Origin of the sequence: Thiobacillus sp. (genome assembly GCF_030696885.1) — a bacterium.
In the GTDB taxonomy this organism is placed as follows: domain Bacteria; phylum Pseudomonadota; class Gammaproteobacteria; order Burkholderiales; family Thiobacillaceae; genus Thiobacillus.
In genome coordinates this window covers 222,684-235,893 of the sequence record NZ_JAUYRI010000005.1, presented here as the reverse complement: position 1 = coordinate 235,893, position 13,210 = coordinate 222,684, and the positions used below count along the sequence as shown (strand labels likewise).

Here is a 13,210-nt window from a genome sequence, read left to right as displayed (position 1 = left end):
GCGGCGCGTGGATCAACGCGCTGCTGTGTCAGCGTCCGGCGTTTCGCCGGTCTCGGCTTCGATCTCGGCGGGGTCGCTGACACCGGAGGCCTCTTTAGTGATGGCCTCCTCGGTACGCTTGTTCATCACGATGATGCTGATGCGGCGATTGACCGGGTCCAGCGGCTGGGCACTGCCGAAGGGCACCGATGAGGCGAGTCCGACCACGCGCAGCATTTTTGCGTCGTCCATGCCGCCCGCGACCAGTTCACGGCGCGAGGCGTTGGCGCGGTCGGCCGACAGTTCCCAGTTACTGTAGCCGCGTTCGCGGTTGGCATAGGGCATTGCGTCGGTGTGCCCTGACAGGCTGACGCGGTTTTGCACGTCGTTCAGCAGCGGGCCGATCTCACGCAGAATGATCTTGGTGTAGGGCTGCAATTCGGCGCTGGCGAGGTTGAACATCGGCCGGTTCTGCTCGTCGACGATCTGAATGCGCAGGCCCTCGCTGGTGATGTCGATCAGCAACTGGCGCTTGAACTGACGCAGTGTGGGGTTGGCATCGATCGCCTTCTCCAGGCTTTTTTTCAGTTGCTTGAGGTTCTCCTTCTCGACCCGTTCGAGCTCGGCTTTGGCCGCTCTCAGGTTGAAGGTTCTTTTCTCGGGTTCGGTTTCGCCTTTCTTGACCTGACCGGACTGGCGCGTGATGTCGGTGCCGCCGCCCTTGATCACGCTGGAGCTGTCGCCGCTGCCCGAGCCGCCTTGCATGGCCACCTTGAGCGGGGTCTTGAAATACTCGGAAATGCCTTCGAGGTCGCCCTTGGCGGTCGAGCCGAGCAGCCACATCAGCAGGAAGAAGGCCATCATCGCGGTGACGAAGTCGGCATAGGCGATCTTCCAGGCGCCACCGTGGTGGCCGCCCGTCACTTTCTTGATGCGCTTGACGATGATCGGGGGTTTTTGCTCGCTCATGAAGGCTTATGCGGGTACGCGGACGTCAGCGCCGCGGTCAGCGCGATTTCGCGCCCTTCACATGCGTTTCCAGTTCGCTGAAGGAGGGCCGCTCAGTCGAGAACAGCACCTTGCGGCCGAATTCGACCGCGATGGCCGGCGCGTAGCCGTTGATGCTGGCCAGGAGCGTGACCTTGACGCACTGGAACATCTTGGTCGATTCGTTCAGCTTCTGCTCCAGCAGGTTGGCGAGCGGGCTGACGAAACCATAGGCCAGCAGGATGCCGATGAAGGTGCCGGTCAAGGCCGCACCGATCAGGATGCCCAGCTCAGCGGGCGGTAGGCCGACCGAGCCCATGGTTTTGACCACGCCCATCACTGCCGCCACGATGCCGAACGCCGGCAGGCCGTCGCCCAGCTTGCTCACGCTGTGCACGGGAATCTCGCCTTCCTGGTGGTGGGTTTCGATCTCGTTGTCCATCAGGTTCTCGATCTCGAAGGCGTTCATGCTGCCGCTGACCATCAGGCGCAGATAGTCGGTGAGAAATTCGATGATGTGGTGGTCGGCCAGGATGGCCGGGTACTTGGCGAACAGCGGGCTGCTCTCCGGCGCATCAACATCGGCCTCGATCGACATCAGGCCTTCCTTGCGGATTTTGGTCAGCAGCTCGTACAGCAGCGCGAGCACGTCCATGTAGAGCGCGCGGTTGTATTTGGATCCCTTGAACAAGGTGGGCAAGGCCTTCAACGTGGCCTTGATGGCCTTGCTGTTGTTGGCCACCAGAAAGGCGCCGATCGCGCCACCGCCGATAATGAGGAGCTCGATCGGATGCCACAAGGCCGCCAGATAGCCCCCCGCCAGCGCATAGCCGCCAAACACGCACAGCAGAACCGTAATATACCCACCGATGACTAACAACTGTCTGTTCCTTTACTTGGGTCGGCCGGATCCGGACACCATCGTGCGGTCCGCTTTCCGGCATTTGAAGCGAGAGTACTCAGGGATGAATTCGACCAGATCACACGAAACTTGATGGCGCGGCCTCAGTAAATTCAACCACTCCCCTGCATGCACCATACGTAAAGGGTGTGCCGCTCGCCCTCGGCCAAGGGGATCACCCGATCGGGTGGACGGGCGTCGACGCCGAAGGACAGGCTGACGAACAGGCTGCCGGGGCGCATCTGGCGCTCGGCCTGCTGCCACAGGTCCGGCATCGCCGCAGGCGACAGAAAAGCGAACACGACGTCGAACGCGCCCAGGTCAAGATGTGCATAGTCGCGGCGCAGGAAATCGACCCGGCTGTGCCTGAGGCGTGCGCGCAACCGGCTGATCAGCCACGGCGCCGGCGCGATTTCGACGCCGCTGAACTGCCCCTGCGGAAAACGCGCCTCCAGATGGAATAGCACGCCGCCGAAGCCGCTGCCGAGGTCGATGAGACGGAACGGGCCGCGCTCCGGCAACTGCGCTGCCAGCGCCTGCCAGGCCTTGCGGTCAGACAGATAGAGGGGAACCCGGGTGCGGAAACTGCTCCAGTAGAACAGCAGCAACAGCAGGAAGGCCGCCAGGTAGGCCCAGGCCGGTAAATCCAGCTGCAAGGCCGCAAGAACAACGAGCAGGAACCCGGCATGCAGCGGGCGCCACCAGATCGGCTGCTTCCAGTAATGGCTGAGCCCGGCGGCGAGTGCGCCTTGGGCCAGGGCCAGTTGCCACAGCACGGGCGAGAATAAAAAAACGGCCTGGATCAGGCCGTTGAACAGTAACGCCAGGAGGAGAGCGGCGCACTGTATGAGGAGAGATTGGAGCGCAACTGGCAGGCGCGTCATTGCCGGCGGCCGGGACCGTACGCTCAGGCTGCGGCGCTAAGCTCGGCCGCGGCCTTGGCCTTGCGGGTTTTGCCGGCGCGCGCGGGCATATTGCACAGGCCGCACACATATTTGTCGTGCAGGTCGTCCGGATGCACCACGAAGTGACCGCCGCAGTCACTGCAGACGGCGGTTTCGAGCATGCGGCTTTCAAAGAAACGGTTCAGTGTCCAGGCGCGGGTGAAGCTCAACACGGCCTCGATCTGGTTGGTGTGCAGGTATTCCTGGTACAGGCGGTAGCTTTTCAATACGGCTTCGATGCCGCTGCAGTCGCTGTTGCGGGTGATATAGCGGTGGATGTTGATGAACAGCGAGGAATGAACGTTGGGCAGCCAGGTCAGGAACCAGTCGGTCGAGAACGGCAGCATGCCCTTGGGTGGTGATACGCCCTTCACTTCCTTGTACAGCTTGAGCAACCGCTCGCGCGACAACGTGGTTTCAGATTCCAGTACTTGCGGGCGGGCGCCGAGTTCGATCAGTTCGATCGCCAGTTGGGTGTCGCGCATTTCAGTCAGCAGGCTTTTTTTGCCCATGTCTCGCTCCCTTGTGTGGTGCTGGATTCAGGCGAAGGCTTCGGCTTGCTGGGCGGCCATCAGGATGGCGGCGTGCGACTGTGCAAGCGAGCGATCCTTGGTGTAATTGGTCAGCATATTCAGCACCGCGCCGCCGTCGAAGCGCAAGCGCGACACCATCATGCCGGAGCTGGCCAGCTTGAGAATCTGTGCGGGGGTCAGGGCCTCGACCAGTTCGGCGACGTCCTGGGTGATGCCGAGGCGAAATATGGCCGTGGCCTTGTCGTGCTGGATCATGCTCTGCGCCAGCATCAGGTAGTTGAGATTGACATCGCGCATCTCGTCCAGCATTTCGTCCATTTTCATTTTGCCTGTCCTTCCGTCGAAATTATTTTCGAATTCACACTTAAGTCAGCGTGTTGAATTCGTTTTCGGACGGGACAGGGGAAAGTTAACGTAGAGAAGCGCTGTATTGCCGGTCCGATATCTACCACATTCGGTGTCGGTGTTTGTCCTACAGAGGGCAAAAAAGGCCACTCGCGTGGCCGGGTCATGGCTACCCCCGTCTGCTTGTCCTAGCTGCGCTTGTAGATATCCTCGAAACGCACGATGTCGTCCTCGCCCAGGTAGGTGCCCGACTGCACCTCGATCATGTGCAGGTCGATCTTGCCGGGGTTTTCCAGGCGGTGGCTGGTCCCCAGCGGGATATAGGTCGACTGGTTCTCGGTCAGCAGCATGACTTCGTCGCCGCAGGTGACGCTGGCGGTGCCGGACACGACGATCCAGTGCTCGGCGCGGTGGTGGTGCATCTGCAGGCTGAGCTTTTCGCCCGGCTTGACCATGATGCGCTTGACCTGGAAGCGCTCGCCCTCGTCGATGCCCTCGTACCAACCCCAGGGCCGGTACACCTGCTTGTGGATCAGGTGTTCGCAGCGCTTTTCGGCCTTCAGGCGATCCACCAGCTTCTTCACGTCCTGCACCTGGTCCTTGTTTGCCACCAGCACCACGTCGGCGGTTTCCACCACCACCAGGTCGGTCACGCCGAGCAGCGCCACCATCCGGGTTTCGGCGCGAACGAAGTTGTTGCGGGCGTTTTCCAGCATGACGTCGCCGCGGGTGGCGTTGCCCTGCCCGTCCTTCTCCGCCACGTCCCACAACGCAGTCCAGGCGCCGATGTCGTTCCAGGCCATGTCGGCCGGCACCACGGCGGCGCGGCGGGTGTGTTCCATCACCGCGTAGTCGACCGAGTCCGACGGGCAGGCCTCGAAGGCCGCCGGGTCCAGCCGCACGAAATCGAGGTCCAGCGAGGCGGCATCGAGTGCTGCGCGGCTGGCATCGAGAATATCCGGGCGCAAGGCCTTCAACTCGTCGAGAAAATCGGTCGCGCGGAACAGGAACATGCCGCTGTTCCAGAAATAGTCGCCGGACGCCACATACTGCTGCGCCGTGGCCAGGTCGGGCTTCTCAACGAAGGCCGCCACCTGGTGCGCGCCCGCGCTGTCGGCCAGCGGTGCACCCTTCCGGATGTAGCCGTAGCCGGTTTCCGGGGTGGCGGCCACGATGCCGAAGGTGGCGAGATGCCCGTGTTGTGCCGCCTCGGCCGCGGTGCGGATGGCGGCATGAAAGGCCGCGACGTCGCCGATCAAGTGATCGGCCGGCAGCACCAGCATCAGGGCGTCCGCATCGGCACGCGACAGCATCAGCGCAGCCACCGCAATCGCCGGCGCAGTGTTGCGTCCCACCGGCTCCAGCACGATGGCGTGCGGCGGCGTGTCGATCTGGCGCATCTGCTCGGCGATCATGAAGCGGTGCTCGACATTGCACACCATCAGCGGGGCCGCCATTTCCGGCATGTCGGCCAGGCGGCTGACGGTGTCCTGCAGCAGGCTTTTGTCGCTGGCGAGCGGCAGCAGCTGCTTCGGCAGCGCCGCGCGGGACAGGGGCCACAGACGGGTGCCGGAGCCCCCGGAAAGAATCACGGGATGGATGGTAGTCATATCGTCAGCTCTTTAAATTGTCATTGTGTCGAACGTGGCACATTATCCCCCAGACACAGGGCCAGTGCCGCCTCCCAGTCGGGCAGCCGCACACCGAACGTCGCCGCCAGCTTGCCGCAATCCAGTTGCGAATTGGCCGGGCGCGGCGCCGGCGTAGGATAGCCCGAAGTCGGGATCGCTGTCAGTTGGGCCAATTTGGTGTCCTCGCGCGCAAGCTGTGCCAGGATCGCCGCAGCGAAGCCATGCCAGCTGGTGCGCCCGTCACAGCTCAGATGATAAACCCCCGATGTTGCAGTTTGATCGGGGCGATCCAGCCAGCGCGCGATCGTCAGCGCCGTGGCCTCGGCAATCAGGCGCGACCAGGTCGGCGCGCCAAACTGGTCGTCGACCACCGCCAGGGACTCGCGCTCGCGCGCCAGCCGTTGCATGGTCAAAAGGAAGTTGCGTCCGCGCAGGCCGTACACCCAACTGGTGCGCAGGATCAGGTGCGGGATGCCCCCGCGCTGCACCGCCTGCTCGCCCGCCAGCTTGCTCGCGCCATAGACCCCCAGCGGACTGGGCGTGTCGTCTTCGGTGTACGCGCCGGCCTTGTGCCCGTCGAACACATAGTCAGTGGAAAAATGCACCAGCGGGATGCCACAGGCGGCCAGTTCGCGCGGTGCGGCCGCGTTGATTGCGTGCGCCAACCCGGTCTCGGATTCGGCCTTGTCCACCGCTGTGTAGGCGGCCGGATTGACGATCAGGTTCGGCGCAATCGCAGCGACTGCGCGACGAATGGCCGCCGTATCGGCGAGGTCGAGTACATTGCGGTCGGCTGCGATGACCTCGCCCAGCGGCGCCAGCGACCGTTGCAATTCCCAGCCCACCTGGCCGTTGACGCCGGTGAGCAGGATTTTCACCCAAACACCTCGCACTGATCGAGCGGCAGACCGAGCTGGTCCTTGGCGGACAGCAGCGGTTCGCCATCCAACGGCCAGGCAATATCCAGTGCCGGGTCATTCCACTGCAAACAGCGCTCGTGTCCCGGCACGTAGTAATCGGTAGCCTTGTAGAGAAACTCGGCATGGTCGGACAGCACCAGAAAGCCGTGCGCAAAGCCCGGCGGGATCCAGACCATTTCGTGCGTCTCGGCCGACAGCCGGCAAGCAGCGACGCGACCGAAATGGGGCGAGGCGCGGCGCAGGTCGACCGCCACGTCGAACACTTCGCCTGCCACCACGCGCACCAGCCTGCCTTGCGGCTGCCGAAGCTGATAATGCAGGCCGCGCAGCACGTCGCGACCCGAGCGCGAGTGATTGTCCTGCACGAACTCGACGTCGATGCCGATCTCGGCAAAAGCCTTGCGGTTATAGCTCTCGAACAGGAAGCCGCGCGCGTCGGCAAATACTTTAGGGCGTAGTAGCAGCACCTCGGGATGCTGGGTTGCGATCACCTGCATCAGAACACCCGATCGTTCAGCACGTCCATCAAATACTGACCGTAGCCATTCATCATCAGCGGCTGCGCCAGTGCCTGCAGCTGTGCCGCATCGATAAACCCCCTGCGATAGGCGATCTCTTCCGGACAGGCGATCTTCAGGCCCTGGCGTTTTTCGATGGTCTGGATATAGAGCGCCGCATCGATCAGCGAATCGTGGGTGCCGGTATCGAGCCAGGCCTGACCGCGCCCCATCACCTGCACGTCGAGCTCACCCCACTCGAAGTACTGGCGGATCAGGTCGGTGATTTCGAGCTCGCCGCGCGCTGAAGGCTTCAACGCCCGTGCGATGTCGATCACCCGGTTGTCGAAAAAATATAGCCCGGTGACGGCATAGCGCGATTTGGGGTGGGCGGGTTTTTCCTCCAGGCTGACCGCATGGCCGTCGGCGTCGAACTCGATCACGCCATAACGCTCAGGATCCGTCACCGGGTAGGCGAACACGGTGGCGCCGTGCGCGCGCTGCCCGGCCATCTGCAAATCCTGGCTCAGTTCGTGGCCGTAAAAAATGTTGTCGCCCAGCACCAGGGCACAGGCGTCGGGACCGATGAAATCGCTGCCGATCAGGAAGGCCTGCGGCAATCCTTCGGGCGCGGCCTGCACCGCGTAGCGGATGCTGATCCCCCACTGCGCGCCGTCGCCTAGCAGCTGTTCGAAGCGCGGCGTGTCCTGCGGCGTGGAAATCAGCAGGATGTCGCGGATCCCCGTCAGCATCAGTGTGGTCAGCGGGTAGTACACCATGGGCTTGTCATACACCGGCAGCAGCTGCTTGGAAATGGCCTGGGTGATGGGATACAGACGGGTGCCGGAGCCGCCGGCGAGGATGATGCCCTTGCGTGTGCTCATGCGTGCGTGTCTGCGTAGTTTCTGGATACCCAGCTGCGGTATTCGCCGCTGGTCACGTGATTGACCCAGTCCTGGTGCGCCAGATACCAGGCCACCGTCTTGCGAATGCCGGTCTCGAAAGTCTCGCTGGGCGTCCAGCCGAGTTCGCGTTCGATCTTGCTCGCATCGATCGCGTAGCGCTGGTCATGCCCAGGGCGATCCTTTACAAAAGTGATCAGACGGGCGTGCGGCGTCACCGGCGAGCCGGAATGCAGTTCATCGAGGATGGCGCACAGCGTGTTGACGACGTCGAGATTGGTCTTCTCGTTGCAGCCGCCGATGTTGTAGGTCTCCCCCACCCTGCCCGCTTCCAGCACGCGACGGATCGCGCTGCAATGGTCACCGACGTAGAGCCAGTCGCGCACATTACTGCCGTCGCCGTAGATCGGCAGCGACTTGCCCGCCAAGGCGTTGTGGATCACCAGCGGGATCAGCTTTTCCGGAAACTGCAGCGGGCCGTAGTTGTTCGAGCAGTTGGTGGTCAGCACCGGCAGGCCGTAGGTGTGGTGGTAGGCGCGCACCAGATGGTCGGATGCGGCCTTGGACGCCGAATACGGGCTGTTCGGCGCATACGCCGTGGTTTCGGAAAACGCCGGATCGGTCGGGCCGAGCGAGCCGTACACCTCGTCGGTCGACACGTGCAGAAATCGGAATGTCTCCTGTTCATCCGCCGGCAGCGCCGACCAGTGCGCGCGTACCGCTTCCAGCAGATTGAAGGTGCCGACCACATTGGTCTCGATGAATTCGGCCGGACCGTGGATGGAGCGGTCGACGTGGCTTTCGGCGGCGAAGTTGATGACCGCGCAGGGTCGGTGACGGGCCAGCAGGTCGTCGACGAGTGCGCGATCACCGATGTCGCCTTGCACAAACACATGCCTCGCGTTGTCACGCAGGGACGTCAGGTTTTCCAGATTGCCCGCATAGGTCAGTTTGTCGAGATTGACGATGCTTTCATTGCAAGCCGCCAGCCAATCCAGAACGAAATTGGCGCCGATGAAACCGGCGCCTCCGGTCACCAGGATCATCGGAGCACTCAATTGGCAGGTTTTTCGTCCGCCTTCTCGCTGTCGGGCTTTTCTTCGTCGGCTTGCTTCTCGACGGCCGGTGCATAGGCGCTGCTGTATTCGATCTTGGCCGCCTCACGCAGCTTCTTCATGTCCGCTTCCAGCAGTTCCTTGCGCTTCTGCACCATCAGGGCGCGCTCGATGACGTCATGCGCCTGTTCCAGCGACACCGGTTGCATCTGGCTTTCCAGCAACTGCTGAATCAGCAACTGCCCCGGACGCGTCGAGAACACCGTCACCTGGCCATCTTTCATCTGGCTGAGCCGGCCCAGCAGGGGCGCCGGAATCTGCTCGGCCGGTTTCACCGCCACCGCCGTCTTGCCATCGATGCCCTGCTCCTTCACCCAGTTGACGAAATCCCCCATTGAGTGACTGCTCGTGAGTTGGGCCTCGACCTCGGCCACCCGCGGGGGCTCAACCTGGAGATCGAGCTCCTGGATGCGGTAAATCCGGCGCTGGGAAAAGAGTTCCGGATGCTGGTTGTAGTACTCGGCGATTTCGGTTTCTGCGGGTTTGGCGACATCCTTGAAATTGCGTTCGGCATAGGCCTCCGCCAGCACCTGGCGGCCGGCCTGCGCCACCGCGATCTGCACCGCCGGATCCTTGTCCAGGCCGGTCTTTTTGGCCGCTTCCGCCACCAGGCGCTGATCGATCAGGGCCTGCAGCACCTTGCTTTTCGCATCTGCGGTCTGTGCTTCATTCAAGTCGCCCAGGCGGGATACGGCCAAGTCCAGTTCCGCTTCGCTGATCGTGTCGCCGGCAACGGTGGCCACGGTTGCGCTCTTGGTTTCAGTGGCAGGTTTTTCGCATGCGGACAGCAGCATGGCAAGCGCGGCGAGCGTAATTAACGATGCATGACGGGATTTCATGGGCACTCCTATTATCGAACGTGCCCGTATGGTGAGGGATTGAACTGTATTCGGCAAGCCAGCCTGCTGCACGAGCCGCGAAGTTCTATGTGGCAAATTAGGAGGCTTGAGCCCCTGCACGACGTGCGGGCAGGGTCAAATGACACGGGCTTCATGCGCGGCGCACCTGCCCGTAACGGATACGGTGGAAGTGCGCCCGCTGTCGGACGTAATCCCGTCTTCGGGTTTTACTGCCCCTCGTCCGCCATGGCCTTCGGGCCATTCGACTGACGCGCCTCGCGCAGGGCGCGTGCCGCCCGATCTTTTGCGGTTTCACGAGTGGGATCGTTCATCGCTGCAGGGCCGCTCGACTTGCGAGCTTGCTGCAGCGCGAGCGCGGCTTTTTCCCGCGCGGCCTGCTCATCCTGAATGCGCTTCGCGTTCAGCGCGGCCTCACGGGCGCGTTCGGCCTGTTCCGCCTTCAGGGCCGCATCGCGACGTGCCTGCGCCTGCGCCGCTTCCTGGGCCTGGCGCTGTTGGACTTGCTTCAGGGCGAGTTGCTCGGCGGCTTCGCGGGCAGCCTGCTGGCGGGCACGCTCGGCTTCCCGCTTGCGCTCAACCTCTTCGCGTGCCTTCTGGGCTTCGAGACGGGCGCGGGCTTCCTTGAGGTCTTCACGAATCTGCACACCGGTCTGGCGAATGCGCTCGCCGACTGCGGCGAGGTCACCGCTATCGGCGGGCGGTTCGGCCGCGGGTGCGCCGGCGGGCAGCAGGCCGATCAGCACAACGACGGCAATGCGGGATGCGTGGGGGAGATTCATGACGACTCCTTCGTATTAACGGTCAGATCGCAGGCATACATCCCCGGGTGACGGAAACACCGTCAACCCGGAATGCGCACCTGCCGCTTAACGTTAATACGGCCACCCACGCGATAAACTTTATGCAGGACCCCGAAATCAGGCCGGCACGGCCTCCTCGAACACCAGACTGACCTGACCGTTGGCGTCGATGTCGATGGTCACCCGCCCGCCGTGCGCCAGCTTGCCAAACAGCAGCTCGTCGGCCAAGGCCTTGCGGATGGTGTCCTGGATCAGGCGCGCCATCGGCCGTGCGCCCATGAGCGGGTCGAAGCCGTTCTTGGCCAGATAGGCCTTCAAGGCATCGGTGAACACCGCCTCGACCTTCTTCTCGTGCAACTGCTCTTCCAGTTGCATCAGGAACTTGTCGACCACCTGCAGGATGATCGGCTCGGTCAGCGCCGCGAACGGAATGATCGCATCGAGCCGGTTGCGGAACTCCGGCGTGAACATGCGCTTGATCTCGGCCATCTCGTCGCCACTTTCGCGCGAGTTGGAAAAGCCGATGCTGGCCCGGTTGAGCATTTCCGCGCCAGCGTTGGTCGTCATGACCAGCACCACATTGCGGAAATCGGCTTTGCGCCCGTGGGTATCGGTCAGCGTGCCGTGGTCCATCACCTGCAGCAGTACATTGAAAATATCCGGGTGTGCCTTTTCGACTTCATCCATCAAAACAACGGCATAGGGGTGTTTGTTGATCGCTTCTGTCAACAGGCCACCCTGGTCGAAGCCGACATAGCCCGGCGGCGCGCCGATCAGGCGGCTCACCGCATGGCGCTCCATGTATTCCGACATGTCGAAGCGGATCAGCTCGACCCCCAGCACGTAGGCCAGCTGGCGCGCGACCTCGGTCTTGCCGACCCCGGTGGGCCCGGAAAACAGGAAATTGCCGATCGGCTTCTGCGGATTGCCGAGCCCGCTGCGCGACATCTTGATCGCGGTGGCGAGCGCGTCGATCGCGGTGTCCTGGCCAAACACCACGGCCTTGAGGTCGCGGTCCAGCGTCTTCAGCGAGTTCTTGTCGTCGGACGACACGGTCTTGGGCGGAATCCGCGCGATCTTGGCAATGATGTCCTCGATCTCCTTCGGCGTGATCGTGCGCTTCTGCTTGGATTTCGGCAGGATGCGCTGCGCTGCGCCCGCTTCGTCGATGACGTCGATCGCCTTGTCCGGCAGGTGACGGTCGTTAATGTAGCGCGCCGCCAGCTGTGCCGCGGTGGTCAGCGCGGCCGCCGTGTATTTGACGCCATGATGGTCCTCGAAGCGCGACTTCAGGCCGCGCAGGATCGCCACCGTCTCGCTGACCGAGGGCTCGGGCACGTCGATTTTCTGGAAACGCCGCGACAAGGCGTGATCTTTCTCGAAAATGCCGCGATATTCGGTGTACGTGGTCGCGCCGATGCAGCGCAGGTTGCCCGACGACAGTGCCGGCTTCAGCAGGTTGGAGGCGTCGAGCGTGCCGCCCGACGCCGCTCCGGCGCCGATCAGGGTATGGATCTCGTCGATGAACAGGATCGCCTTCGAATTGTCGGCGAGCTGCTTCAGCACGCCCTTCAGGCGCTGCTCAAAGTCGCCGCGGTATTTGGTGCCGGCCAAGAGCGCCCCCATGTCCAGCGCATACACGGTGCTTTGCGCCAGGATATCGGGCACCCCGCCTTCGATGATGCGGCGCGCCAGGCCTTCGGCAATCGCAGTCTTGCCCACGCCGGCCTCGCCTACCAGCAGCGGGTTGTTCTTGCGCCGGCGGCACAGGGTCTGGATCACGCGTTCCAGTTCCTGATCGCGCCCGATCAGCGGGTCGATCTTGCCGGCCAGTGCCTGCGTATTCAGGTTCTGCGCAAAGCTGTCGAGTGGCGACGCGGCCGGGGCCTCGGAGCTGGACTCGGCCACTTCGTCGGGCCGCACCGGCTCGCTCTGCGGGGTCTTGGTGATGCCGTGGGAGATGAAGTTGACAATGTCGAGCCGGGTCACGCCCTGCTGGGTGAGGAAATACACCGCATGCGAATCCTTTTCGCCGAATACCGCCACCAGCACGTTGGCGCCGGTCACTTCCTTCTTGCCGGACGACTGCACATGCAGGATCGCGCGCTGGATCACGCGCTGGAAGCCGAGCGTGGGCTGGGTATCGACCTCGCCTGCGCCATCCACCTTGGGGGTGTGCTCCTCGATGAAGGCGCCGAGTTGCTCGCGCATCGACTCGAGGTTGGCGCCGCAGGCACGCAGCACCTCCATTGCCGAGGGATTGTCCAGCATCGCCATCAGCAGGTGCTCCACCGAAATGAATTCGTGGCGTTTCTGCCGTGCGTCCATGAACGCCATGTGCAGCGTGACTTCGAGTTCCTGGGCAATCATCTCAACTTTCCTCCATCGTACATTGCAGCGGGTGCTGATGCTGCCGGGCGAAATCCACGACCTGCTCCACCTTGGTGTTTGCGATATCGCGCGGGTATACCCCGCACACACCCACGCCCTCAGTATGCACTTTGAGCATGATTTGCGTGGCCCGTTCTTGGTCAATGCCGAAAAACTTTTTCAGAACGTGCACCACGAACTCCATCGGGGTGTAATCGTCATTCAGCAACAACACCTTGTAGAGCGGCGGCGGCTTCACTTTTGCCGCAGCCGGTTCCAGTAGGGTAGTGCTTTCTCGCTTGGTTGCCATAGCCGGAATAAGCCTGTCTTCTTAGCCTTATTTTGAGGTGATGTGCGGAATTATCAAGCCCGCGATGAGTAGGGCTTAGGACTGCCTTGCCCCGAGTGTACGGCATCGGGCTGTCC

At 62.8% G+C, this 13,210-nt stretch carries 14 protein-coding genes; all 14 read right to left on the bottom strand.

The genetic code is table 11. The features are described 5' to 3' along the window. Positions 1–12 precede the first annotated feature (12 nt). Positions 13–948, bottom strand: coding sequence for a flagellar motor protein MotB (gene motB / locus Q8R61_RS02185; protein WP_305533739.1), 936 nt, complete (start codon positions 946–948; stop codon positions 13–15). Positions 949–985: 37 nt separating this feature from the next. Next, positions 986–1,846, bottom strand: a complete 861-nt coding sequence (gene motA, locus Q8R61_RS02180; protein ID WP_305533738.1) for a flagellar motor stator protein MotA — start codon at positions 1,844–1,846, stop codon at positions 986–988. Between the two features lie 134 nt (positions 1,847–1,980). Next, a complete protein-coding gene (locus tag Q8R61_RS02175) occupies positions 1,981–2,751 on the bottom strand; it encodes a trans-aconitate 2-methyltransferase (RefSeq protein WP_305533736.1) in 771 nt (256 codons plus the stop codon). Between the two features lie 23 nt (positions 2,752–2,774). Continuing rightward, positions 2,775–3,323, bottom strand: coding sequence for a flagellar transcriptional regulator FlhC (flhC, locus tag Q8R61_RS02170; protein ID WP_305533734.1), 549 nt, complete (start codon positions 3,321–3,323; stop codon positions 2,775–2,777). 27 nt (positions 3,324–3,350) lie between these two features. Beyond that, the gene (flhD, locus tag Q8R61_RS02165; protein ID WP_305533732.1) at positions 3,351–3,668 is read right to left on the bottom strand and encodes a flagellar transcriptional regulator FlhD; all 318 of its coding nucleotides are present in this window, start codon (positions 3,666–3,668) and stop codon (positions 3,351–3,353) included. A 209-nt stretch (positions 3,669–3,877) separates the two neighbouring features. Further along, positions 3,878–5,299 carry a mannose-1-phosphate guanylyltransferase/mannose-6-phosphate isomerase gene (locus tag Q8R61_RS02160; RefSeq protein WP_305533730.1) on the bottom strand — a complete coding sequence of 474 codons (1,422 nt, stop codon included), beginning with the start codon at positions 5,297–5,299 and terminating at the stop codon, positions 3,878–3,880. A gap of 20 nt (positions 5,300–5,319) precedes the next feature. Further along, the gene (gene rfbD, locus Q8R61_RS02155) at positions 5,320–6,198 is read right to left on the bottom strand and encodes a dTDP-4-dehydrorhamnose reductase (protein WP_305533728.1); all 879 of its coding nucleotides are present in this window, start codon (positions 6,196–6,198) and stop codon (positions 5,320–5,322) included. Next, positions 6,195–6,737, bottom strand: a complete 543-nt coding sequence (rfbC, locus tag Q8R61_RS02150) for a dTDP-4-dehydrorhamnose 3,5-epimerase (RefSeq protein ID WP_305533726.1) — start codon at positions 6,735–6,737, stop codon at positions 6,195–6,197. Before rfbC ends, rfbD begins: the two co-directional genes overlap by 4 nt. Next, on the bottom strand, positions 6,737–7,621 hold the full coding sequence (gene rfbA / locus Q8R61_RS02145) for a glucose-1-phosphate thymidylyltransferase RfbA (RefSeq protein WP_305533724.1): 885 nt from the start codon (positions 7,619–7,621) through the stop codon (positions 6,737–6,739). The genes rfbC and rfbA overlap by 1 nt, the downstream gene beginning before the upstream one ends. Next, positions 7,618–8,685: a dTDP-glucose 4,6-dehydratase gene (gene rfbB, locus Q8R61_RS02140; protein ID WP_305533722.1), complete on the bottom strand. Its 1,068-nt coding sequence runs from the start codon at positions 8,683–8,685 to the stop codon at positions 7,618–7,620. The genes rfbA and rfbB overlap by 4 nt, the downstream gene beginning before the upstream one ends. A gap of 8 nt (positions 8,686–8,693) precedes the next feature. Beyond that, complete coding sequence (locus Q8R61_RS02135) at positions 8,694–9,593, bottom strand: EpsD family peptidyl-prolyl cis-trans isomerase (RefSeq protein WP_305533720.1); 900 nt, start codon at positions 9,591–9,593, stop codon at positions 8,694–8,696. A gap of 227 nt (positions 9,594–9,820) precedes the next feature. Then, on the bottom strand, positions 9,821–10,393 hold the full coding sequence (locus Q8R61_RS02130; protein ID WP_305533718.1) for a hypothetical protein: 573 nt from the start codon (positions 10,391–10,393) through the stop codon (positions 9,821–9,823). Between the two features lie 138 nt (positions 10,394–10,531). Further along, the gene (gene clpA / locus Q8R61_RS02125) at positions 10,532–12,784 is read right to left on the bottom strand and encodes an ATP-dependent Clp protease ATP-binding subunit ClpA (protein WP_305533716.1); all 2,253 of its coding nucleotides are present in this window, start codon (positions 12,782–12,784) and stop codon (positions 10,532–10,534) included. Position 12,785: 1 nt separating this feature from the next. Beyond that, on the bottom strand, positions 12,786–13,094 hold the full coding sequence (gene clpS, locus Q8R61_RS02120; protein WP_305533714.1) for an ATP-dependent Clp protease adapter ClpS: 309 nt from the start codon (positions 13,092–13,094) through the stop codon (positions 12,786–12,788). Positions 13,095–13,210: the final 116 nt, after the last annotated feature.

Bases quoted from the DNA above. Each gene is read 5' to 3' on its own strand.
- rfbC (WP_305533726.1), bottom strand. From the start codon at position 6,737: ATGCAGGTGATCGCAACCCAGCATCCCGAGGTGCTGCTACTACGCCCT.
- Q8R61_RS02160 (WP_305533730.1), bottom strand. From the start codon at position 5,299: ATGACTACCATCCATCCCGTGATTCTTTCCGGGGGCTCCGGCACCCGT.
- clpS (WP_305533714.1), bottom strand. From the start codon at position 13,094: ATGGCAACCAAGCGAGAAAGCACTACCCTACTGGAACCGGCTGCGGCA.
- motB (WP_305533739.1), bottom strand. From the start codon at position 948: ATGAGCGAGCAAAAACCCCCGATCATCGTCAAGCGCATCAAGAAAGTG.
- Q8R61_RS02130 (WP_305533718.1), bottom strand. From the start codon at position 10,393: ATGAATCTCCCCCACGCATCCCGCATTGCCGTCGTTGTGCTGATCGGC.
- clpA (WP_305533716.1), bottom strand. From the start codon at position 12,784: ATGATTGCCCAGGAACTCGAAGTCACGCTGCACATGGCGTTCATGGAC.
- flhD (WP_305533732.1), bottom strand. From the start codon at position 3,668: ATGAAAATGGACGAAATGCTGGACGAGATGCGCGATGTCAATCTCAAC.
- Q8R61_RS02175 (WP_305533736.1), bottom strand. From the start codon at position 2,751: ATGACGCGCCTGCCAGTTGCGCTCCAATCTCTCCTCATACAGTGCGCC.
- flhC (WP_305533734.1), bottom strand. From the start codon at position 3,323: ATGGGCAAAAAAAGCCTGCTGACTGAAATGCGCGACACCCAACTGGCG.
- rfbB (WP_305533722.1), bottom strand. From the start codon at position 8,685: ATGATCCTGGTGACCGGAGGCGCCGGTTTCATCGGCGCCAATTTCGTT.
- Q8R61_RS02135 (WP_305533720.1), bottom strand. From the start codon at position 9,593: ATGAAATCCCGTCATGCATCGTTAATTACGCTCGCCGCGCTTGCCATG.
- rfbA (WP_305533724.1), bottom strand. From the start codon at position 7,621: ATGAGCACACGCAAGGGCATCATCCTCGCCGGCGGCTCCGGCACCCGT.